Consider the following 24,478-nt stretch of genomic DNA (forward strand, 5'->3'; position numbering starts at 1 on the left):
TTTATAGACCTCCTGAAGTTTGGAAACTTCTTATTAATCCTCCAATTAATAAATCCCATCCATTCACAAGGATAAATAGTAATAGTTTAAAAGGCATTGAAATCATAATAGGAGGAATCATCATCATTCCCATAGATAAAAGGATGCTTGCTACAACCATATCGACAATAATAAATGGAATATAAATTAAAACCCCCATTTTAAATGAAATCTCTAATTCACTTAATGCGAATGCAGGAATTAGAATTTCTGGAGGTGTATCGTTTATATTTTTAATTTCTTTATGTACGCTTGAAGCTAACATAAAAACATTATCCTGATTTTTATGTGCAACTATTTCATTGATCATAAATCTTTTTATTGGATTCCACGCATTTTCAAACATTTGAGTATAACTTATTTTTTCTTCAGTATATGGAATGATAGCATTTTGATATATTTGGTTAAAAACAGGGGACATTATTAAAAAAGTTAAAATCAATGCAATACCTATCAATACCTGATTAGGAGGCGCTTGACGACTTCCCATAGCTGTTCTTAAAAAAGATAAAACAATTATAATTCTCATAAATGATGTGAACATCATAATAAAAGATGGTGCAAGAGTTAATACAGATAATAGCAGTAATATTTCTAAAGTTGGCATTAGTGTATTAGGACCAGGAACATTTCCTCCAATATTAATAGAAATTTCAGGTATTGGTAATGGTTCTTGAGCTGAACCAACAAAAAATAAAAACAGGAATAAAACAATTAAAAATAATTTTTTATTAAAGCATTTCTTCATCTGATTTTTTCTCCCTTTTTAAGGCTCCAATAAAAGTATCAAAAAATTCTTTTTTCCCTTTTAAAAGTTCTGAAAGTTTTTCATAATCTAATTTATCCAGATAGGATATGGAATTATTATTAGTTAATACTAGATAATACTCATCCAATACTTTTATGATATTTAAAGTTAAATTTCTATCAATATAAAATTTTTTAACAATTCTAACAGCAGGACTATTTAGCAATCCTTTGTTAATAAGTTTTTTTTGAATAAACAATAACAGTAATATAAAAAGCAAAAAGAAAAAAATTAAAAAAAACGCCCATAATGTCCAGCTTGTCATAAAACTTGTTTGGGTTGATGAAAAAGTAAGGGGCGTAAAATCACCCCCTTGATACCTTTTGAATGGCTTCTATAACCCTATTTGCCTGGAAAGGCTTTACAATAAAATCTTTTGCACCAGCCTGTATAGCTTCAATAACCATTGCTTGTTGTCCCATAGCACTACATACAATAATTTTAGCAGCTGGATCCTGTTTTTTAATCTCTTTTATTGCCTGAATTCCATCCATTACAGGCATGGTAATATCCATAGTAACAACATCAGGTTTTAATTCATTATATTTTTGAATAGCCTCTTGACCATTAGCAGCTTCACCAACTACTTCCATCCCCGCTTTTGTAATAATATCTTTTAATAACATTCTCATAAAAGCAGCATCATCAACTATCAAAACTTTTAACGCCATTAAAAGCACCTCCACTTAAATATTATTATATTTCTATAGATTCAAAGAGTTTTTCGAGATTGAGATACACAATAAGTCTATTATTTATCTTTAAAACACCATTAACTTTCCCTATAAATTTACCACTTTTGGCAGGTAATATATCCAACTCTTCATCATTAAATGAAATTACATTATTTACCTTATTTACTAATATCCCTAGTTCTTCTTTTTCATGTTTCATAATAATTATGCTATCAAAATTAAAGTCTTCAGCAATTTCAAGATCTAATATTTTTGTCAAATCGAATACAGGAACAATTCTTCCACGTAAATTTACAATACCTTCGATAAAATCTTTAGAATTTGGAACTGGAGTTATATCCTCTTTTTCAATAACCATTTCAACGTATTCGACATCAATTCCAAATTCTTGATTGGAAATTTCAAAAGATAAAATTTCTTTTTGCATAGTATCACCTCATCATAATTCGTTTAAGTTTGTAATGTCGAGAATTAAAGCAATTCTACCATCACCTAGTATAGCACCACCACTAAATTCTTTTACGCTATTTAAGTATTTACCGAGAGATTTTATAACGATATCATCCTGTCCTAAAAGATTATCAACAACAACACCATATTTTCTGTTGGCAGTTTTTACAATAACAACCTTTTCTGTTAATGAGTCTTCAACGTTAGGCATATTAAATACATCTCTTAGTCTAATTAATGGTATTACTTCACCTCTTAACACAAATACTTCGTTGCCCTGAACAATTCTTATATCTCCGTCTGTGATTTTTTGTGTTGTATCAATATTAGCAATTGGAATAGCATATACATAATCATCTATTGTTACCAATAAAACCTGGATAATAGAAAGAGTTAAAGGCAATCTGATAATTATTTTTGTTCCAATATCTTTTTTGGAAGATATGGTTACACTTCCGTTTAAAGATTCAACTACGGTTTTAACAACGTCCATTCCCACGCCACGTCCGGACAGATCGGTAGCTTTACTTTTAGTAGAAAATCCGGGCAAAAATATAAACGAAAATACTTCTTCATCGCTCATTGTGGGAATCATTGATGGGTCAACTAATCCTTTTTCAATAGCTTTGTTTGCAATAATATCTCTATCCAATCCTTTTCCATCATCTTCAACACTGATTACAACTCCATCCCCTTCATGCCATGCGGATAATTTTATAGTACCAACTTTTGGTTTTCCTTTTTTTATTCTTTCTTCAACTGGCTCTATACCATGATCAATCGAATTTCTTATTAAATGAATTAAAGGATCACCGATTTCATCTACAACAGTTCTATCGAGTTCTGTATCTTCACCCTCTATAATTAGATTTACTTCTTTACCTAATTTTTTTGCAGTATCTCTAACAACCCTTGGAAATCTGTTGAAAACAAAAGCAATTGGAATCATTCTTATTTTCATAACAATATTTTGAAGGTCGAGAGTTATTCTGCTTAAATTTGCCAAACTTTCATCAACATCTTTTATTTCATATTTTCTTAGTGTTTCGGTTATCCTACTCCTTGAAATAACCAATTCAGCCATTAAATTCATTAATTGATCCAACTTTTCAATATCAACCCGTACAGATTGAAGCTGTATTTTCTTTTTTTGATTTGTTGAATTTTCTACAGTAACATTTGATTTTTGTTGCGGTGAGTTATTTTCTGATGATTCAAATTTTTCCTGTTTTTCAAAATCAGAAGATTCAAATTCATTAACCGCAACACTTTCTACTTCAGAAATACTTAATATATTATCTCTAAGTTCATCGGCAGGAGTATTGATAATCACACCCAGTTCTATTTCTAAATCAAATTTTTCATCTTCAATATCCTGAGATGAAGGATTTGTATAAACCACTTCTCCACCTAAATCATCGATTTTATGCAATACCATAAAAGCTCTCGCAGCTTTTAATTGAACATTTTTATCAAACTTAACTTTTATCAAAAAGAAATTTAAATTCTTTTCTTTAGCGACATTAAAAAGATTTTTCAATGATTCTCTTGTGATATCATCAAGATGTAAAAGTTTGTCAGAATCGTTTGAAGTAATTTCTTTAGTATTTTCAGATGTTTTTTCATTAATTTGTTCAGAAGTACTAATATATTTCTCAAGTATAGAAATCAGATCATCTAGTGATTTTAAATTTCCTTTCCCACCATTAGAAATATCTACTATACTTTCATTTAACGCATCAAGAGTTTTGAAAAGAAGATCTATTAGTTCAGTATCAACTTTGGTTTCTCCTTTTCTAATTTTATCCAGAATGTTTTCCATCTTATGAGATACTTTTGCAATTTTATCAAATCCCATTGTTCCAGCCATACCTTTAAAAGTATGCATAACCCTAAATATTTCGTTGACTTTTTCTAAATTTTCTGGATTATTTTCAAGTTCTAAAAGTTCTTCATTTAATCTTTGTAAATTTTCATTAGCTTCTTCGATAAATACATTTAAATAAACATCCATTTCTCCCATAAAAAAACCTCCTATAAAAACAGTTTTAATAATCTTATTAGCGAGTAATAAGCGGCTTTTTTTCTAATTAAATCTCGATTACCAGAAAATATCTTTTTTTCTATTATGATTTTATCATAAAATTTATTATAAAATCCAAAATAAACTGTGCCTACAGGTTTATTAAGAGATCCTCCCTTTGGTCCCGCAATGCCGCTTACGGAAATTGAAAAATCGGTTTCGAGAATATTAGCTATATTTTTTGCCATTAATTCTACAGTTTCTGCACTGACTGCTCCAAACTTTTTCAAAATATTTTCATCAATATCTAATAGTTTATTTTTTACATCATTAGAGTAAGCAACAATAGTACCTTTATAAACCTTTGATGAGCCAGGTGTATCAGTTATAATCTTTCCTATTAATCCACCTGTACACGATTCGGCAGTGGAAATTGTTTTGTTTTTAGATACTAATTTATTTAAAATAATTTTTATTAGATTATTTGGAACAATATATTGAGAAAAATTTTCATGAATAAAATTAATAATATCTTTTATTTTTTCTTTATTGTCTTTAAAAATCAAAGACGGTCCTATTGGTAATTCTAATTTTGTTGAATATCTAATATTTTCCAATTTTTTTTCTAGCATAGACATTAATTGTGATTCAGTAATATTATAAAATTGAATTTTATAAATATTTCCCTTTTTTAAATTAAATTTAGATATAATATAGTCTAAAAATTTTTTAAAAATATCAATAGCCTCATTTGGCGGGCCTGGTAATAAGATATAATGTTTATTGTATTTTGTAATATATAAACCAGGGGCACTACCAATATCGTTTTTTAAAATTAAAGAGTTCTTAAACACAAAAGCCTGTTTTTTTATTAATTTATTAGGAGTTTTTCCAAATTTTTTATATCTCATATGGATATTATCAAAAATTTCTTTATTAAAGATAAGATCTTCATTTAAAAATTCTGAAACAGCATCTCTTGTTATATCATCATTTGTGGAGCCTAATCCACCTGTAATTACAATTAAATCATTATATTTTGAAAGAAAATCCAGAGATGATATAATATTGTCCTTTTTATCATTAACATTAATATGGAAAGAAATATCAAAACCTATTGAATATAGTATATTCGATATTTCTTTTGCTGTGGTGTTTAAAATATCTCCTTCAACAATTTCATCACCGGTGCTTAGAATAGCAGCTTTAATATTTATCACTCCCGTAATTTTCTTACTTATATTTTACCACAAAAAAGAAAAAAGTGTAAATTTATAAATTATTTAGAAATTAAAACAATAATACTTTTTGATTTAACTGTGTAATAATTAGTAACTTTTTGTGGAAATTCGAGAAAGTCATTTGGAGAATCAAAATATGTATCAATTACACGAAACCAATTTTTATTATGAAGTTTTGGTAATGTGAATTCTAAATCTTTTTCATAAAAATTCAAAGCAACATAAATATCATTATCTGGAGGAACATCCTGATTTACAAAATCTATTCCACTAATCATAAAAGCTAATGATTTTGAATTATATGAAAAATCAGGTTGATATAAATTTACACCATGCCAGGTAATATCGGGTATTCCATCACCTGTATAATCTTTTCCAGTGAAAAAATGTTCTCTTCTTAAGGTGTGGTGTGATTTTCTAAAGTTTATTAGATGTCTAACAAATCTAAAGATATCCTGAAATTTTTCTTTTCTTTCCCAATCAACCCAATTTTTAATTGTATCCTGACAATATGCATTATTATTTCCATATTGGGTTCTACAAAATTCATCACCCATATATATCATAGGTGTTCCCTGAGATATCATAAGTATAGTAAAGAAATTTTTTATTTGTCTTTTTCTTATATTAAGTATATTTTCATCGTTTGTTTCGCCTTCTACTCCATAATTAAAACTATAATTATCATTGGCACCGTCATTATTATTTTCACCATTTTCTTCATTATGTTTTTTATTATAGGAAACCAAATCCCACATTGTAAAACCGTCGTGAGAAGTTATAAAATTAACGCTTGCAACAGGAGATTTATTTCCGTATAAATCCTCACTTCCGGCAATTCTACATGCAATTTCTCCAACTAAACCTTTATCGCCTTTAACAAATTTTCTTACAGAATCTCGGAATTTTCCATTCCATTCAGCCCATCCTTCCGGGAATGATCCCAAAAAATATCCACCTGCTGCATCCCAACCTTCTGCTATTAATTTAGAATCTGAAATAATAGGATCTTCAGCTATATCTTTTAATAAAGAAAGATCTCCTATCCAATTTCCATTAGTATCTCTTCCTAAAATAGATGCTAAATCAAACCTAAATCCATCCACATGCATTTCTGTTACCCAATATCTCAAACTATCAATAATAAGGTTTTTAACTACAGTATGGTTACAATTAAAAGTATTCCCACAACCCGAATAGTTTTCGTAATATCTTTTGTTTTTACTTAAAATATAATAAATAGGGTTATCAAGTCCTCTAAAAGATAATGTTGGGCCTAATTCATTGCCTTCGCCGGTATGGTTATATACAACATCCAAAATGATTTCAAAACCTTCTTTATGAAGTATTTTTACAAAATCTTTAAATAAAAAAACTTGTTCTCCAATTTTTAAACCGTCTGAATAATTTCCTGTTACAGCAAAAAAACTTAAAGGATTGTATCCCCATACATCTTTTAGTCTCTCTCCGGTAATAGGATTTGTTCTAATTATAGAGTTAGGGTTAAATTCAAAAATAGGCATTAATTCTATAGCATTAACTCCTAATTCTTTTAAATAATCCAATTTTTCAATAATGCCTTTAAATGTTCCTCTGGACATAACACTTGAATTAGGATTCATAGTATATAATCTTATATTCATTTCATATATTATTAAATCTTTTAAAGGAATTCTTGGATGAACATCATCTTCCCAATCATATACAGAATCATCTATTACTATGGATTTTGTAGGACTTTTTGCTGAATCAATAGTGGAGAAAGATAAATCGAGTAATGAAGAATTTTTATCATAACCGTAAACGCTATCTTCATCCCAATTATATGAACCAGAAATAGCTTTGGCATATGGGTCTGAAAGTAGTTTATATTTATTAAATCTATATCCATTCATTGGGTCGTATATTCCATCAACGCGCCAACCATAAAACTGTCCATGTTTTATACCATGAATATATATATGCCATATATTTCCAGTTTTGTTCTTTACAGGATGAAGGTGAAAAACATGAGAAGGTTCATCATCATAAAAGTTTTGATATAATTCTAAAGATACATTTTTACCATTTTTTGTAAATAAAGCAAAATTAACTCCCCCAGCATCAACTGTGGCTCCTAATTTTGGGAAACCTCTTTCTGTTTTCAGTGGAACGCTTTTATCGGGGTTATCATAATAAAAATAATTTTCCATTTAATCATCCTTTATTTTTTCATTTAATGCTTTTTTCAACGCTTTTTTTACCTCAAAATCCTCCTGTTTCAATTCGTTTATTAAATCACCAATTTTCCAATTAACATTTGTTTTTGTAGTTGTAGCAAAGATAATTCTTGGTAATCCATCAACGTTTTTAATAGCTTTCATTATTTTATTTATTTCCTCACTATCAAATCCATTTAAAATAATTACAGGTGTATCTTTTACTTCGTTGAACATGCTTTAACCTCCAATGTGAAAATTTATCTATTTTTATTATACCACAATCTAAAAAATATAAATAATTACTATTTAGAACATTTAATATTTTTTGTTAGTTCTCTTGACAAAAATAAAAAAAAATAGTATAATATTTTTGGAACCATTACAAAATTAAAAAAAATAAAATTTAAAATGGAGGGATATTTATGAAAAAATATGTATGTACAGTTTGTGGTTATATTTACGATCCTGAAGAAGGAGATCCAACAGCAGGTATTCCTGCAGGAACATCATTTGATGATTTACCAGAAGATTGGGTATGTCCAATGTGCGGTGTAGGAAAAGATATGTTTGAAGCACAAGAATAATTAAAAAAATTAAGTGCAGCATATATTGCTGCACTTTAATTATTTATATAATATTCTTTTTAAATAATTTCCAGTATATGTGTTTGCTTTAATAATATCCTCTACGCTTCCTTGAGCAATAATATATCCTCCGTTTTCACCACCTTCAGGGCCAAGATCTATTATATAGTCTGCATTTTTTACAACATCTAAATTGTGTTCAATAATAATGACAGTATTGCCTTTCTCCACTAATTTATGTAAAACTTCAATTAATTTTTTTACATCTTCAAAATGAAGACCTGTTGTTGGTTCATCCAAGAAATATACAGTTTTTCCAGTAGATCTTTTCCTTAATTCAGAGGTTAATTTTATTCTCTGTGCTTCTCCACCTGATAATGTAGTTGCAGGTTGTCCTAATTTGATATAACCTACACCAACGTCGGTTAATAATTTGAGGATGTTTTTAATTCGTGGAATATTTTGAAAGAAATCTAAAGCTTCTTCTACAGACATGTCTAATATATCAGCGATAGATTTTCCTTTGTATTTTACACTTAATGTTTCTTTGTTATATCTTTTGCCTTTGCATACGTCACAGGTGACATATACATCAGGTAAAAATTGCATTTCAATTTTTAGATATCCATTTCCGTTACATGCTTCGCAACGTCCTCCTTTAACATTAAAACTAAATCTGCCTTTTTTAAAACCTTTCATTCTTGCTTCTTTGGTGGCTGCAAATAAATCTCTTATTAAATCAAAAACTCCTGTATAAGTAGCTGGATTACTACGTGGAGTTCTACCAATAGGTGATTGATCAATCGCAATAACATTATCTATGTATTCTAAACCTTCTATTTTTTTATAATATCCCGGTTTTACTTTTGCACTGCGTAGTTCTTTTATTAATGCTGGATATAGCGTATCCATTATCAATGAAGACTTCCCAGAACCAGAAACACCTGTAACAACAATAAATTTGCCCAATGGAAATTCAACATCTATATTTTTTAAATTATTATGTGAAGCTCCATATAATTTTAGAGATGTGTTTTTTTCTACTCTTTTGGTTTTATATTTGATTATTTCAATTTTTTTCTTTCCCGTTATATATTGACCTGTTAAAGAGTCTTTTGGATTTTTTAACAAATTTCTAATCCAACCGCTATATACAACATTGCCTCCATTGATACCAGCACCAGGTCCTAGATCTACTATATAATCCGATGATTTTATAACTTCTTCGTCATGTTCTACAATCAATACAGTATTTCCAAGATCTTTCAATTTTTTTAATGTATTTATTAATCTTTCATTATCACGTGGATGTAGCCCAATTGTTGGCTCGTCTAAAACATAGGTAACTCCAGTTAATCCAGAACCTATTTGAGTGGCTAATCGCACTCTTTGAGACTCTCCACCAGAAAGTGTATTAGCGCTTCTGGAAAGTGAGATATAACCAAGTCCAACATCTGTAAGAAAACCCAGACGTTTTTTTATTTCATTTAGTAGCTCACCGACAATTTTATATTCGAAATCAGTTAACTCAATATTTTCGAAAAATTCTTTTGCTTTTTCTATAGGCATATCTGAAATTTCCTGTATATTCTTGTCGTTTATCTTAACACTTAAAGATTCATTTTTTAATCTTTTACCACCACAAGTCTGACATGTTTTCATCGTCATAAATTCATTTTGATAATAAGTTCTCATTTCATCTGAGTCAGTGGATTTATATCTTCTTTCATACATGTTATATAGTCCTTCAAATTGTTTTTTAAATGTATAAACACCATTTGGAGTAATATATTCAAAAGAAATCTTATCTTTGGACCCATACAATAGAGCATTTTGAGTTTCAGTTTTTAAATCTCGTATTTTCTTGTTAGGATCATCATTATAATGCAAAATAACACGTTCTAATGTTTTAATTAAATAACTATCTTTTCCACTTTTTGCCGCTCCGTTATAGATAGTTTTATCTGGGTCTAAAATATAAGTAGGTTCAAATTCGAACTTAAATCCAAGGCCATGACAATCAGGACAGGCACCGTAAGGGCTATTAAATGAAAATAATTTTGGTGTTATTTCTGGAAAACTGAATCCACAATTTGGGCAAACCAATTTTTCGCTGTATGTTTTTGATTTAATTGTTTTTTCATTGATATCTAATTCTCTAATTTCAACAAAACCATCAGATTCTTTTAGGGATAATTCAATTGCCTCATATAATCTTTCAAAATTTTCTTTTTTTAGTTTAAGTCTATCGATTAATAAATTTATAGTATGCCTATAGCTTTTTTTTAATGAAGATATATCTTCTAAATCATATATTTCTCCATCTATTTCAACACGTTTATATCCATTTTTTTTCATTTGTTCTATTTCTTTTTTAAATTCACCTTTTTTTTCTTTAGCAATTGGTGCAAACACGTATATTCTTGAATTATTATCAAATTCACTATATACTTTATCTATTATTTCGTCAATAGATGATTTTTCTACTGGAATATTACATTTTGGACAATAAGGTTTGCCTATTCTTGCAAATAAAACTCTCATATAATCATAAATTTCTGTAACAGTTCCCACAGTTGAACGTGGATTGTGAGATACAGATTTTTGTTCAATAGCAATAGCGGGGGATAACCCTTCTATATATTCAACATCTGGCTTTTTTAATTCACCTAAAAACATTCTTGCATAAGAAGATACAGATTCAAGATAGCGCCTTTGTCCTTCAGCATAAATTGTATCCATAGCCAGTGTGGATTTTCCAGAACCTGATAAACCAGAAATTACAACTAATTTATTTTTAGGAATTTTTACATCTATATTTTTTAAATTATGTTCTCTTGCACCTTTTACAAAAATATAGTCCATTTTAACACCTCAATTTTAATAAAAATTGTCACATTTATATTATAACACAAAGCGCCCAAAGGCGCTTCAGACTGTTGACAAAATAAAATATGAAAAAATAATATGAGTGAATTCTTGAAAATTCCCAAACTTTCGCTTCGCGAAATTTTAAATATTATAAACTAAAATATTGCTTTATTTATAACCTATATTAATTATTGTATTTTTTTAATATATAAACATTTGTTTATTTTTAATGCTGCGCATTAAAAATATGTTCATGAGCATTTTTGAGGAATAAGAATTTTCACCGGATGAACAAATATTATTTTGAATATTTTATTTTGTACTTTGTTTACAAACTGAAGCGCCCAAAGGCGCTTCAATTATATTTTTTATATATTCTATAAAATACTGGAAAATCAATTAAAAAATGAATTATTATAACGCTTAATAATCCATATTTATAATTTACAATTGAAAAAAAGAATCCAAATGCAAATCTCACAGGAGAAATAAGTAAAAAATATCTTTTGCTTTCTATTCCATTAAAATAATTAAAAATATGCATTAATGCAAATAAAGTCGAAGATATTATCGCTACTATAATTATATTTTCTACTGCTTGAAATAAATATTTATTCAATATCCCTCTAAAAAACACCTCTTCACTTGTTGCAGCAGATAGTGGAATTAAAATTAATCTTTTAATATTTAAATATATCCCAAATGATGGAAGTTTTACTATTTTTTCTGGTAATAATACAATAACTATTCCATATACAATAAATATAATATAAAGTTGTAATGGTATATTTTTATATAGTTCCAATTTAAAAATTGGAATAAATAAAGAAAATATAATTATTTTTGTTAAAAGGCCCTTTTCAAATGGTATTTTTTTTTCTATAAAAAACACCATTAAAAAATATAAGGCAATTAGTAAGAACAATATCAAGTAGATCATTTTAACCCCTTTAACTCTTTTAATTTTTCTACGAATGCTTTAAAAATTGGATGTGGTTTCCCTACTTTACTCTTTAATTCTGGATGGTACTGAACTCCAATGAAAAATGGATGATCTTTTATTTCTACAGCTTCAACAAAATCTGATTTTGCTGAAATTATTAGTTTATTAGATATGCTTTCATCATCAGGATAAGCAAATAATTCTTTAAATTTTTCTAAATTCACTTCGTATCTGTGTCTATGTCTTTCAAAAACTGTTTCTGTTTTATATATATCATACAATCTTGAATTCTTCAATATTTTTGTTTCCTGAGCACCTAATCTCATTGTGCCACCTAATTTTAATATTTCTTTTTGCTCTTCCATCATATCAATAACTGGATAAGGTGTATCAGGATCAAATTCTGAAGAATTTGCATTTTCTAATTTTCCAACATGTCTTGCAAATTCAATAACCATTATCTGCATTCCCAGACATATACCAAAAATCGGAATTTTATTTTCTCGAGCTATTTTAACAGCTTTTATTTTACCTTCAATACCTCGTTTCCCAAAACCTCCAGGAATAATAATACCATCGTATTTTGAAAGAAGTTCTTTTGTTTCTTCCTCTGTTAATTCTTCAATTTGCTGTGAATCTATTAAATCTGGCTTCTCTGCTCCACTTAAAAATATACTTTCTATTATACTTTTATATGCATCATCTGTTCCAAGATATTTTCCAATCATGGCTATTTTCAGAGGATGAAAAACTTTTGGATATTCCCAATTCAATTTATTTTGAATTTCAAGATTTAAATTTTCAGCAATTATTTTTTGAATACCTAAATTATATAATTTTTCTGGCACTTCATAAACATTATCTGCATCAGGTAAATTAATAACATATTTTCTATTTACACCTGCAAATAATGAAATTTTATCAAGACTACTAGAATCAATAGCTTTTTCAGTTCTAATAATTAACATGTTTGGATGTATCCCAATTTTTCTAAGTAATTGAACAGATTGTTGTGTTGGTTTGGTTTTAAATTCATTTGTAACACTTAAATATGGAACAAATGTTACATGAACAAAAAAGAAATTTTCAATACCCTCTTCTAATGACAATTCTCTTACTGCTTCTAAAAATATCTCACCCTCAATATCTCCAACGGTTCCGCCAATTTCTATCATCAATAAATCTGTATCTATACTTTTTATTCTATTTTTTATTTCTTCAGTAACATGAGGCACCATTTGTACGGTAGCTCCAAGATATTTTCCTTCTCTTTCTTTTTCTATAATACTTTTAAATATTTGTCCTGCAGTTATATTATTAAATCTTTTCATATCAATACCTAAAAATCTTTCATAATGTCCTAAATCTAAATCTGCTTCATAACCATCGTCTGTTACAAAAACTTCACCATGTTGATTTGGATTCATTGTCCCAGCATCAACATTTAAATAAGGATCTATTTTTAAAGAATTTACTTTTATACCACAATCTTTAAGTACTCTTCCTATAGAAGCAGAAACAATACCTTTGCCAATTCCACTTAATACTCCACCAGTTACAACAATATATTTTTTAGCCATGTCTTAGCCTCCTTTTTATTTTAATATTATTTTTACTCATTTTAACAAATAAAATAAGGGAAGCGAAAGCTTCCCTTATAAAGGTCATTATTCTTCTTCTATATTTAATTTTTCAGACAACGAATTAATAACATCTTCAACAGTTTTGATGTTTTCCAACTCTTCATCTTCTATAGTTACACCAAGTTCAGATTCAAAAGCCATTGTCAAATCAACGAGTTCTAAAGAATCAGCATCTAAATCGTCTGTAAATGATGCATCAAGAGTAACATCTTCCTCTTCAACATTTAATGTTTCTACAATAATTTCTTTTACCTTTTCAAAAAGTTCGTCTCTTGTCATATTAATACCTCCCTATTAGATTTCACAAGACAGCCATTGCATTAGATAATAAAATCGGTATTATTATATTAATATTTTAGCAAGTTGTCAAGTAAAAGTTTCGTGTACTTTTTGTAAAAATTAGAATAGTTTTTTAATTTTTTCTATATCTTCTTTTGTTAATAGCTTTTTTTGAAGCATTTCATCCATTTTTTTTAATCTGGTAACAGTATCTAATTTTGATAATTCTGAATATACATAGCTTAAAAATTCTTCTTTTGTATTAAATTTATCAGGTGTAATTAACTCAAAAAAAGTTTCTTTTTGTTCTTCTTGCGTTTTTTCATATTTATCTTTTATAGTAATTTCTTCAATATTTTTATATGTTTCATCAGCTATATATAAAGAAGTTGTTTCTTTTATTAAAGAAATAAGTAAAAACCATTCATATAAGTTAAATGTTATTATCCTAAGGAACATAACAAAGTTAGAATCGCGATATTTTAAAATTGGTTTATCAATTAAGTTTTTTTGAATTTCGATATTTTGGATATAAAACTGATCTTTTATTATTTTATTTATTAAACGTGTATAAGTGAACCAGATAAAAAACAGGAATAAGAAAAATAAAAAAGAATCAAATTTTGGCAAAGAATATTCTAAATTTTGTAATTCTTCAATAGAAGATATTTTATTATACACCTTTTCCAATTGATTTGAGATTTTTATAAAAATTAGCGAAAAACCAGTAAAAGATATAAGATAGCCAAAAAGTATCTTTAAGGAATTTTCTTCTTTAAATTTATTTAATAATGATAAATCAATATTTTTTAATTTAAATAATATTTTTAATCTTTTTATATGTTCATCCCTATTTTTTAGTAAAATATGATATACAAACATAGTAATCGCAAAGCTTAATGGCCACAAATAAGGTATTATATACATAATCATCCCTATAATGACAATAAAAGGATTTAAAAAAACCATTTAATCACTCCAATAAAGATTTTTCTTTTAGAATTTGAGGTACCCAAAATTTTTCGACTTCAAACTGTTCTCCTGTAGTCATATTTTTAATGGTAACGGTATCTGTTTTCAATTCATTTTCACCAATTATTGCAACAAAATGTGCATTAACTTTATTTGCATGTTTCATTTGATTTCTAATACTTCTTTCTGAGAGATTTAAGAATACTTTTAAACCTTCATTTTTTAGCATTTTAGACAATTTTAGTGCCTCTATATCTGTGTTTTCACCAGAATATGCAATATATACATCAATTTTTTCTGGATTATCAATTTCAACATTTTCTTTTTTTAATGCAAGAATAATTCTTTCTATTCCCATTCCGAAACCTATGGCAGGAGTTTCTTTACCCCCAATTTCTTCTACTAAGGAATTGTATCTTCCACCACCTAAAATGACAGATTGGGCTCCTAATCCTGTATGTTCAATCTCAAAAGCAGTTTTTGAATAATAATCCAATCCTCGAACAATCTTTGGATCAATTTCATATTTTATTTCCATTGAATCAAGATAATTGATAACTTTGTTGAAGTGAGTTTTGCAATCATCGCATAGATGATCAATAATAATAGGTGCTTTTTTTGCATATTCTCTGTCAATTTTACAATCGAGTAATCTCATAATATTTGTTTCATATCGTTTTTGACAATCATGGCATAAATTTGGGAGTAAGGTTTTATAATATTCTTTTAAGGCTTCTCTATATTTAGGTCTACATTTTTTGCATCCTATACTATTGATTTTAATTTTGTAATTTTTTAAGCCAAGAGATTTTAATAATTCATCAGCTAAAATAATAGTTTCTGCATCCGAAATGGGTGTATCTGTACCAAAAATTTCTATTCCAATCTGATGAAATTGTCTTAATCTACCAGCTTGTGGTTTTTCGTATCTGAACATTGGACCGATATAATAAAGTTTTATAGGTGATCCTAAATTAATCATAGAATTTTCTACATAAGCTCTCACAACTGAAGCAGTTCCTTCTGGCCTTAATGTAACAGAACGTCCTCCTTTATCTTCAAATGTATACATTTCCTTTTGAACAATATCAGTGCTTTCACCAACGCTTCTTTTAAATAATTCAGTTGGTTCTATTATTGGAGTTTTTATTTCTTTGAATCCATATTTTAAAAATATTTCTCTAGATTTTTTTTCAATAAAATACCAATATTTTGATTCTTCACCAAAAATATCCTGTGTCCCTTTAAACTTCTTATATTGACCCATATATTACCCTTTAAAAGGGCTCACCTCCTCTGAAGTTGGAAATTTTTATTTGTATAATATCTTTTATATCTCTGAAAATTTTTATAACAGCAAAGAATATTACAAAGAATTCAAGTCTTCCTAAATACATTCCCAAAGTTTCAATCCATATTACTCCTAATGGAGAATTGGGGGTTGTTATCCCAACAGATAATCCCACTGCAGATAAAGCAGAAGCATATTCAAACATAGAATCTTCTAACGAATATCCATAAGATAATAAAACTAAAACACCTATAGTATAGATTAAAAAATACATGAATACAACAGCAATTACATCTTTTAACGTATCATAAGATATTTTCTTTTTTGAAATACCTTTATATACTTCAATATGAAAAATACTTCCTTCAGGTTTAAAATAATTTTTTATTTGGTGAATAATGATTTTCCATATAACAAAAATTCTGAAAAGTTTTAAACCACCTGATGTTGAATCCATCATACCACCTAATATCATCAATATAGTCATAATTAAAAGTCCAAAACTATTCCAGTTATCAAAAGAAACAGTAGAAAAACCAGTTCCAGTTAAAGCGGAAACAGCTTGGAATATTGAATGTCTCAATCCGCCCCAAAAACCATATAAAGTTTTTGTTGTAAAAAACAAAATTAAAGGAATTGATATTACTAATATAAAAAACATAGTTTTAGGTTCTGGATTCTTCTTAAACAAATCTCTCCTTTTTAAAGCTGCATAGTGTACTCCAAAACCAGTACCACCTGCAATCATTAACGCTATAATAATAATTTCGGCATTAATATTATTAAATTCACCAACACTATTTATTTTTGTGGAAAAACCACCTGTAGCTAAAGCTGTTAAAGTATGGTTAAAAGCATCAAACAATGATAAACCTGCAGCAAATTTTAAAAGCAAAATTCCTATTAAAGCCCATGAGAAATAGATTCCAAAAATAATTTTTGCTGAATCTCTCAAATTTGGAACAACATTATCTGTTCTCCCCTCAGCTTGATATAATCCCACGCCTAGGGCACCAGTTGCAATAACCATAATTAAAGCAAAACCAGCACCACCAAAATATTGCATCAAACTTCTCCATAACAAAAATATTTTTGGTATTTTTGTAACATCAACAAGAGTTAAGCCAGTAGTCGTCCACCCACTGGTTGATTCAAAAATTGCCTGATGAATGTTTAAAATACCAGAAAACACAAAAGGTAAAGCAGAGAAAAAAATAGACAAAGTCCACACCAAAAATATGATAACAATAGCATCTTGAATATTTATTGCAGAATTTTTAACATTCCAGCTTAATAAAATAAAGAAAACACCTGTAAATATACTTATTAAACCAGATTCAAAAAAACTGTAAAATGAGCTAAAATCTTTAAAAAAGATTGAGAGAGATCCAAATATTATCAATCCAATGCCAAAAGTCACAAGCATTAATCCTGTATTTTTGAAAACTAATTTATAACGATATTTTAAATTTGAAAGATATTTTGGCATATTTTCATCCTTTCAAAAGTTTGAGTTTCACCTGTGGAACTTTATCCTTTAGCGAAAAAATAACCAATTTATCCCCAGGAAGTATTTCTGTATTTCCTTGAGGTACGAAAATTTCATCTTTCCTTATTAACATACTGACAATTGAATTTTCAGGCATTCGTAAATCTTTTAATTTTTTGTTTGCAGCATAATCCTGCTTTTTTATTCTAACTTCTATGATAGCCAATTTATCAGCATAGGGATTGAAAAAACTTAAATTTGTTTGATATTCTATAGAGGCCTCAATTAATTTTTCGACCCAATTTGTTATACTCACAGTTTCTATATGGTTTTTTAGAAATAGCTTTTCATTTTCTGGATAATTGACAAGAGAAATTACACGTATATCTTCATATAGTTGTTTTACAAGCCATGAAACAACAAAATTTAATGCATCATCACTTGATAAGGAAATAACTCCACCTATCCTATTAGGAGCCATATCAAGACTTTCTAAAAATGTTATTTCCGTAGGATCATGTAATATTCCTTCTAGATTTGAATAATATGCTTTTAATGATAGTATCCTACTTATTGTTTTTTGATCAGATGAAATATAGTATACATAATGTCCTTGATATAATAAATTTCGTACGATGGAATATGCAATATTCTCCCCTTCTACTATATAGAATATTTTATTCTTCATTCTTTACACCTTCGTTTCCAACCAATTCGTCAACAGCGTGTTCTATTGGACAAAAAATATTTAAACCAGCCTTTTTAAAAAGACTTTTTTTATGTGGATCATTAACCCTTGCAATTATTTCAAGGTTAGGATTTTTTGATTTATAAAATGTATTACAGGCATTAGCAAGCATAAAATTCAAATTATCATCAGGTGTTACAATATATATCAAATCAGCCTTTTCTGCTTTTACCTGTTCTAAAATAGCTATATCAGAACTGTCTACAACCATGGAAAATCCTGTAAAATTGTATTTTTTTAAACGCTCAAGAGCCTCTGGTAACTTATCTACAACAATTACATTGTGATCTTTTGAGAAACGTCGAGCTAATTCCGAACCAAGCCTCCCACAACCAATTATTATTATATATTTTATTTTATTTTTCATTTTTATGAGCCTCCAGAATTTTTACAATAATACTTTGAAACTCTTTATCTTTAATAGTTCCTTCAGCAAGAGCTAACGCGGCATTATAATGTTTTTTTAATAAAGTTATATTTTTTAATTTTTTCCAATATAAATAGCCCAGTAAAAGATGTCCTTCATATCTATTGGGATTATCGAATATTAATTTGCTTATTTTATCCTCTAAAATAAAAAATTCAAGATTATTATTTTCAGAAAATGTTGCTAATTCATTTTTTAATTTTCTATATCTGCTTTCAAAAGTCTCACCTTTAAATACAGATTCAGCAAGCATAATGGAAAATTCTTCTGGTACAATAGGTTTTTCGATCCAATCCGTTGCCCCAATTTTAAAAATAGTTCTAATAGAGTTTAAATTCATTTTATTACTTACAATATATAAAGGTGTTTTTGGTTGGTATGTTTTTAGTATTTCCAAATATTCTGTTATATTTTCACCATGAAGTTCTATTTCACTCAATATCAGTGAAAATTTTTCTTTAAAATTTTCTTCATTATTTAAAAAATCTTTTAATTCATGTGTTGTATAAAGGATTATATTGATATGATCGATGTTTTGGAGATAATTATTAATCATTTTTTCATATAAAATTACTATTTCAGGCGAATCCTCAATAATTAAAATTTTATGCATAATATTCCCCCTAAAGGACAAACTCACTTAAATCCTTATTTTCCGCAAGATTTCCAACTCTCTGTTTTACATATTCTTTAGTAATTTGTATTTCCACCTCTGAACCCAATGGTGCTTCAAAAGAAATTTCTTCAAGGACCTTTTCAACTACAGTATATAGTCTTCTGGCACCAATATTCTCTATTTTTTCATTTAAATTAAAGGCAATATTTGCAATTTCACTAATTCCTTCTTCTGTAAATACTAATTTTACACCGTCTGTTTCTAATAAAGCTTTATATTGTTTTGTAACAGCATTTTCTGGTTCAACTAAAATTCTAACAAAGTCTTTTTCGGTTAAGGCATCTAATTCAACTCTAATTGGAAATCTTCCTTGCATTTCAGGTATTAAATCAGATGGTTTTGCAACATGAAAAGCACCTGCTGCAATAAACAACATATAATCTGTCTTTATTGGGCCATGTTTTGTTACAACGGTAGTTCCTTCTACTATAGGCAATAAATCTCTCTGAACTCCTTCTCGAGATACATCAGGTCCTGAACCTCCAGATTTAGCTGCTATTTTATCCATTTCATCAATAAATATAATGCCTCTATTTTGTGCTCTATCAATAGCTTCTTGAATCATCTTATCTTTATCAATTAATTTTTCTGCTTCCATAGGTAATAAAACATTTCTTGCATCTTTGATTTTCATTTTTCTTCGTACAGTTTTTTTAGGCATCATATTTGAAAACATCTCACCAATTTGTATTCCCATATCTTCAAATTCAGGCCCTAACCCTGCAAACATAGGTGCTGGTGATTCTTCAACTTCAATTTCTATTTCAATATCTTCCAATTCTTTATTTTTTAATTTTTGTTTTAATTCCAGTCTTCTCTGATAATTATTTGTATTCTGAACTGGTTCTTCTTTTTTAGGTTGATTTTGACCAAACATGTTTAATAGTTCCATAAAATTACCAGCAGAAGGTTGTTTCTGCTTTTTTATCCCCATTAAAGCATCAAGAATTTTTTCCTCAACCATTTCTTCAGCTTTTTCTTCAACATCTTTCATCATTTCATTTCTTACCATATTTATGGAGACATCTACAAGTTCTCTTATCATTGATTCAACATTTTTTCCAACATACCCCACTTCAGTAAACCTTGTAGCTTCCACTTTTATAAAAGGTGCATTAGCAATTTGGGCTAATCTTCTTGCGATTTCTGTTTTACCAACTCCAGTAGGACCGATCATCAATATGTTTTTTGGCATTATTTCTTTTTTCATTTTTTCTGGTAATTTTAGCCTTCTGTATCTATTTCTTAGTGCAACTGCAACAGCTTTTTTTGCTTCATTTTGACCTATAATGTATTTATCTAATTCTTTCACAATTTCTTTTGGGGTTAATTCTGCCATTAATATCACCTCCGCTTAAAGGTTCAAATCCCCCGGATGGGGGATTTTATCATTTTCCAGTAATAATATTATTAATATTATTATAAGTAGTATATCCAGTATTAAAGAAACTCATGAAATTATTTACTGTACTCATAACGCTAACAACATTTGTTAATATATTTTTTGGAATGTAAATAATATTTCCAGGTTCTAATAATTTGTTCATACTATCAGGAACATTACCACCATTATAGAAATCTTTTAAATTCAATACAATTGGTGGTTGATTAGGTCCATCAGTAAATAAAAATACATTTGATAATTCTGCAGTCTGTGTATTTACTCCAGCTTTAAATAAAGCTTCTATTACATTCAAACCTTTTGTATAAGGAATCATGCCTGGATGTAATACTTCGCCAAAAACATAAACATATTGATTATGTGTCGAAGGGACATAAACAACACTACCTGGTTGAATTAATACTGTATTTAATTCTTTAACTTTATCTAAATCTATTTTTTCCATATTTCCATTTGGTTTATAAATATCAATATATTTTTGAGTTCTCCAATCTATGGATAATTGTCCCAAAATTTCAGTTAATGGAATAGCTATTTCTGTTTTTATACTTCTAGGTGTAGTGCTTCCTAATACAGTAATATAATTTAGATTTACGTCTAAAACAAAATTTACATAAGAACCTTGAGGGATTTTTGCTAAAGGATTATTTATTACATCTAATGAATTATATTCAGCGATTTTCTTTTCATTATTATATACCATAATTGTACCTTCATTAGAAGGTGAAAAACCATTAACACTACTAAATACATCTATGAGAGTGACATAATCTTTTATTTTAGGAGTAATAACTTTAACAGAACCATTTTTATAAATTAAAACATTATCATTTTTGACTTTCTTTACATTTACATAGATTTCACCAGAAATTGGGATTTTATTGAGCATTTGTTCAGCTTCTATTCCATTATACTTTTTAATGGTTTCGTTATATTTAACTTCGATTTCATATTTATCTGAAGGTACATAACCGGCTCTTAATAAAACATTCCATAAAGAATCATTAAGTTTTGCAGTATAAACTCCATTTGAAACGCCATCACCCAAAATATATACATCTCTTCTGGAGGCTTTTGCCATAATCATCGTACCTGGTTCAATAATATCATTATATATTTTATTTTCTTCTATAGTTAGTGTTTTTGTTGTATTGTTATTAACAAGTATTAATTCTCCGTTAAATTCATTATTAAATCCTCTTGCTTTTGAAATGATAGCTGATAGAGTAATTGGCTCTGATATATCAAAATCCAATCTTCCAGTATAATTAAAAGCACCTGAAGTATAAACATAGTTCTTTTTAATCTTGATTTTTATGATACTACCAGGTTCTAATTTATCATACTCAAAATTTTCTATTTTATCTTCTGTAAGACCCAATTTAGCTAAAATAGTTTTTTTATCAATATTTTCTTTTTTATCAAAATAAATCGTTTTTGAAATATCACCAACAACATAAACAAACTTTTTAATAGGAATAATATCGATATACATATTATTTTTTAAAGGAATATTCTTATCAGCAACAAAAGTTTCTTTAGAATCAGGATCAAAAATTTTAATTTCAGACATTTGTTTATCGATACCCAATTTACCAATTAAAGTATCTAAATCAAAAGTTTCGGTTTTAGAGAATAAAACTTTACCTTTATCAGCAACATAAACAAATTTTTCCACAGGAATAATATCGATATACATATTATTTTTTAAAGGGATATTATTATCAGCAACAAAAGTTTCTTTAGAATCAGGATCAAAAATTTTAATTTCAGACATTTGTTTATCGATACCCAATTTACCAATTAAAGTATCTAAATCAAAAGTTTCGGTTTTAGAGAATAAAACTTTACCTTTATCAGCAACATAAACAAATTTTTCCACAGGAATAATATCGATATACATATTATTTTTTAAAGGGATATTATTATCAGCAACAAAAGTTTCTTTAGAATCAGGATCAAAAATTTTAATTTCAGACATTTGTTTATCGATACCCAATTTACCAATTAAAGTATCTAAATCAAAAGTTTCGGTTTTAGAGAATAAAACTTTACCTTTATCAGCAACATAAACAAATTTTTCCACAGGAATAATATCGATATACATATTATTTTTTAAAGGGATATTATTATCAGCAACAAAAGTTTCTTTAGAATCAGGATCAAAAATTTTAATTTCAGACATTTGTTTATCGATACCCAATTTACCAATTAAAGTATCTAAATCAAAAGTTTCGGTTTTAGAGAATAAAACTTTACCTTTATCAGCAACATAAACAAATTTTTCCACAGGAATAATATCGATATACATATTATTTTTTAAAGGGATATTTTTATCAGCAACAAAAGTTTCTTTAGAATCAGGATCAAAAATTTTAATTTCAGACATTTGTTTATCGATACCTAATTTACCAATTAAAGTGTCTAAATCAAAAGTTTCAGTTTTAGAGAATAAAATTTTACCTTTATTGGCAACATAAACATATTTTTCTATAGGAGTGAATTTTACTATCATACCTTTAACAAAAGAGAAATTTTGTGTTGCATCGATTGTTAAACCGTTTTCTGGATTAAAAATTTCAACAGTATAATCATTTTTGTCTATACCCATTTTTCCTAATAATGTATTTAAATCGAAATTTTCTTTTACATCAAATAAAATTTTACCTCCGCCAACATTTGAACTAACATAAACATAATTTTCTATAGATTCAAATTCAATAATTTCTCCAACCTTTAAATCGAAATTTTCTTGAACATTATCCAATTTACCTTTCTCTTTATCATAAATAGTATAAGTTACGTATTTTGGTTCAACCCCTAATTTCGCCATTAATGTTTTTAATGTAAATGGCTCATCTTTTTCAAATAAAATTTTACCCCCTTTATTCAAACCAAAAACATAAACATATTTTTCTAACTTATTAAATATAACAGTATCTCCTTTTTCAAGAAGAATATTTTTATTATCTTTTAAATCTTCAAATGAAAAATTTAAGATTTTGTTATTTCTTAACACAATTATAGAACTTTCAAAATTTTGGGGATTAATATTAGAATTAGATACAATATCTTTCAAAGTAATCCCATTAAAATAAGGAATGTTTTTTATTCCAAAATCAGTGTAAACAGTGATATTTGTATTGTATTCAAATGGAATAACTATAGTTGAATTTTCAGGTACTACAGGGTCTTTTTCCAATAATAAACCTTTAAATAAATTGGTAATATTATATTTTTCTTCTTTCCCATTGGGATATTTTACAATAGCATAAGTGCTCTTCCATGGTTCAGCAAAACCACCGCTTAGTGAAATAATTTTAGTTAATGTCAATGCAGGTTTTGGTAATTGTATTATTCCAGATCTTTTCACATTACCAATAACCTGTACTTCAAAAGGTGCATAATTAACTATTCCTAAAGTAACATTTGGAGATTTTATATATGTGCTTATTTTTTCTTTTATTTCTTTTTCAAGAGTTTCTATTGTTTTACCATAAGCATTCAATCTCCCGATTGGTGGTACAGTAATTTGTCCATCAGGACCTACCAATATTTTTTGGTTAGAATATTCAGGGTAACCAAAAACCCATAATCCCAATACATCTCCCGTTCTAATTGTATAATTTGCAAAAAGAGAAATCCCAAGTAAAATAATAAAAAAAATAGATGTTTTCAACTTCACAGCTAAGACCT

The 24,478-nt window shown here is 27.8% G+C and carries 21 protein-coding genes; 1 reads left to right on the forward strand and 20 read right to left on the reverse strand.

Features of this window, described 5'->3' with window-relative positions; genetic code table 11:
* Position 1: 1 nt before the first annotated feature.
* The 8 genes from fliP to JRV97_RS09185 all read right to left on the reverse strand — a co-directional run bounded on the left by fliP (position 2) and on the right by JRV97_RS09185 (position 7,691).
* On the reverse strand, positions 2–787 hold the full coding sequence (fliP, locus tag JRV97_RS09150) for a flagellar type III secretion system pore protein FliP (protein ID WP_280998243.1): 786 nt from the start codon (positions 785–787) through the stop codon (positions 2–4).
* The gene (locus JRV97_RS09155; RefSeq protein WP_280998245.1) at positions 771–1,013 is read right to left on the reverse strand and encodes a flagellar biosynthetic protein FliO; all 243 of its coding nucleotides are present in this window, start codon (positions 1,011–1,013) and stop codon (positions 771–773) included. Before JRV97_RS09155 ends, fliP begins: the two co-directional genes overlap by 17 nt.
* Positions 1,014–1,152: 139 nt before the next feature.
* Positions 1,153–1,518, reverse strand: coding sequence for a response regulator (locus JRV97_RS09160; protein WP_280998246.1), 366 nt, complete (start codon positions 1,516–1,518; stop codon positions 1,153–1,155).
* Between the two features lie 25 nt (positions 1,519–1,543).
* Positions 1,544–1,969, reverse strand: coding sequence for a chemotaxis protein CheW (locus JRV97_RS09165; RefSeq protein ID WP_280998247.1), 426 nt, complete (start codon positions 1,967–1,969; stop codon positions 1,544–1,546).
* A gap of 12 nt (positions 1,970–1,981) precedes the next feature.
* On the reverse strand, positions 1,982–4,015 hold the full coding sequence (locus JRV97_RS09170) for a chemotaxis protein CheA (RefSeq protein WP_280998248.1): 2,034 nt from the start codon (positions 4,013–4,015) through the stop codon (positions 1,982–1,984).
* An 11-nt stretch (positions 4,016–4,026) separates the two neighbouring features.
* Positions 4,027–5,235: a nicotinamide-nucleotide amidohydrolase family protein gene (locus tag JRV97_RS09175; RefSeq protein WP_280998249.1), complete on the reverse strand. Its 1,209-nt coding sequence runs from the start codon at positions 5,233–5,235 to the stop codon at positions 4,027–4,029.
* A gap of 59 nt (positions 5,236–5,294) precedes the next feature.
* Positions 5,295–7,448 carry a glycogen debranching protein GlgX gene (gene glgX / locus JRV97_RS09180; protein ID WP_280998251.1) on the reverse strand — a complete coding sequence of 718 codons (2,154 nt, stop codon included), beginning with the start codon at positions 7,446–7,448 and terminating at the stop codon, positions 5,295–5,297.
* Positions 7,449–7,691: a DUF3783 domain-containing protein gene (locus JRV97_RS09185; RefSeq protein WP_280998253.1), complete on the reverse strand. Its 243-nt coding sequence runs from the start codon at positions 7,689–7,691 to the stop codon at positions 7,449–7,451.
* Between the two features lie 188 nt (positions 7,692–7,879).
* On the opposite strand from JRV97_RS09185, the gene rd reads away from it, so the two are divergent.
* Complete coding sequence (gene rd / locus JRV97_RS09190) at positions 7,880–8,041, forward strand: rubredoxin (protein ID WP_280998255.1); 162 nt, start codon at positions 7,880–7,882, stop codon at positions 8,039–8,041.
* A 39-nt stretch (positions 8,042–8,080) separates the two neighbouring features.
* On the opposite strand, the gene uvrA is transcribed toward rd, so the two are convergent.
* The 12 genes from uvrA to JRV97_RS09250 all read right to left on the reverse strand — a co-directional run bounded on the left by uvrA (position 8,081) and on the right by JRV97_RS09250 (position 24,467).
* A complete protein-coding gene (gene uvrA / locus JRV97_RS09195; protein ID WP_280998257.1) occupies positions 8,081–10,906 on the reverse strand; it encodes an excinuclease ABC subunit UvrA in 2,826 nt (941 codons plus the stop codon).
* Positions 10,907–11,267: 361 nt separating this feature from the next.
* Positions 11,268–11,852, reverse strand: a complete 585-nt coding sequence (locus tag JRV97_RS09200; protein WP_280998259.1) for a CPBP family intramembrane glutamic endopeptidase — start codon at positions 11,850–11,852, stop codon at positions 11,268–11,270.
* Positions 11,849–13,435 (reverse strand): CTP synthase, encoded by a 1,587-nt coding sequence (locus JRV97_RS09205; RefSeq protein WP_280998261.1) that lies wholly within the window; start codon positions 13,433–13,435, stop codon positions 11,849–11,851. Before JRV97_RS09205 ends, JRV97_RS09200 begins: the two co-directional genes overlap by 4 nt.
* A gap of 87 nt (positions 13,436–13,522) precedes the next feature.
* Positions 13,523–13,777: an acyl carrier protein gene (gene acpP / locus JRV97_RS09210; RefSeq protein WP_280998264.1), complete on the reverse strand. Its 255-nt coding sequence runs from the start codon at positions 13,775–13,777 to the stop codon at positions 13,523–13,525.
* A gap of 120 nt (positions 13,778–13,897) precedes the next feature.
* On the reverse strand, positions 13,898–14,746 hold the full coding sequence (locus JRV97_RS09215; protein ID WP_280998265.1) for a hypothetical protein: 849 nt from the start codon (positions 14,744–14,746) through the stop codon (positions 13,898–13,900).
* A gap of 4 nt (positions 14,747–14,750) precedes the next feature.
* Complete coding sequence (gene hisS, locus JRV97_RS09220) at positions 14,751–16,016, reverse strand: histidine--tRNA ligase (protein ID WP_280998266.1); 1,266 nt, start codon at positions 16,014–16,016, stop codon at positions 14,751–14,753.
* Positions 16,017–16,026: 10 nt separating this feature from the next.
* Positions 16,027–17,529, reverse strand: a complete 1,503-nt coding sequence (locus JRV97_RS09225) for a TrkH family potassium uptake protein (RefSeq protein WP_280998268.1) — start codon at positions 17,527–17,529, stop codon at positions 16,027–16,029.
* 4 nt (positions 17,530–17,533) lie between these two features.
* Complete coding sequence (locus JRV97_RS09230) at positions 17,534–18,217, reverse strand: potassium channel family protein (RefSeq protein ID WP_280998270.1); 684 nt, start codon at positions 18,215–18,217, stop codon at positions 17,534–17,536.
* Complete coding sequence (locus tag JRV97_RS09235) at positions 18,207–18,644, reverse strand: NAD(P)-binding protein (protein ID WP_280998272.1); 438 nt, start codon at positions 18,642–18,644, stop codon at positions 18,207–18,209. Before JRV97_RS09235 ends, JRV97_RS09230 begins: the two co-directional genes overlap by 11 nt.
* Positions 18,634–19,317 carry a response regulator gene (locus JRV97_RS09240; protein ID WP_280998274.1) on the reverse strand — a complete coding sequence of 228 codons (684 nt, stop codon included), beginning with the start codon at positions 19,315–19,317 and terminating at the stop codon, positions 18,634–18,636. Before JRV97_RS09240 ends, JRV97_RS09235 begins: the two co-directional genes overlap by 11 nt.
* Before the next feature lie 10 nt (positions 19,318–19,327).
* On the reverse strand, positions 19,328–20,719 hold the full coding sequence (gene hslU / locus JRV97_RS09245; protein ID WP_280998276.1) for an ATP-dependent protease ATPase subunit HslU: 1,392 nt from the start codon (positions 20,717–20,719) through the stop codon (positions 19,328–19,330).
* Positions 20,720–20,768: 49 nt separating this feature from the next.
* Positions 20,769–24,467, reverse strand: coding sequence for a polysaccharide biosynthesis/export family protein (locus JRV97_RS09250; RefSeq protein ID WP_280998278.1), 3,699 nt, complete (start codon positions 24,465–24,467; stop codon positions 20,769–20,771).
* Positions 24,468–24,478: the final 11 nt, after the last annotated feature.

The organism is Marinitoga aeolica, from assembly GCF_029910535.1.
GTDB lineage: Bacteria > Thermotogota > Thermotogae > Petrotogales > Petrotogaceae > Marinitoga > Marinitoga aeolica.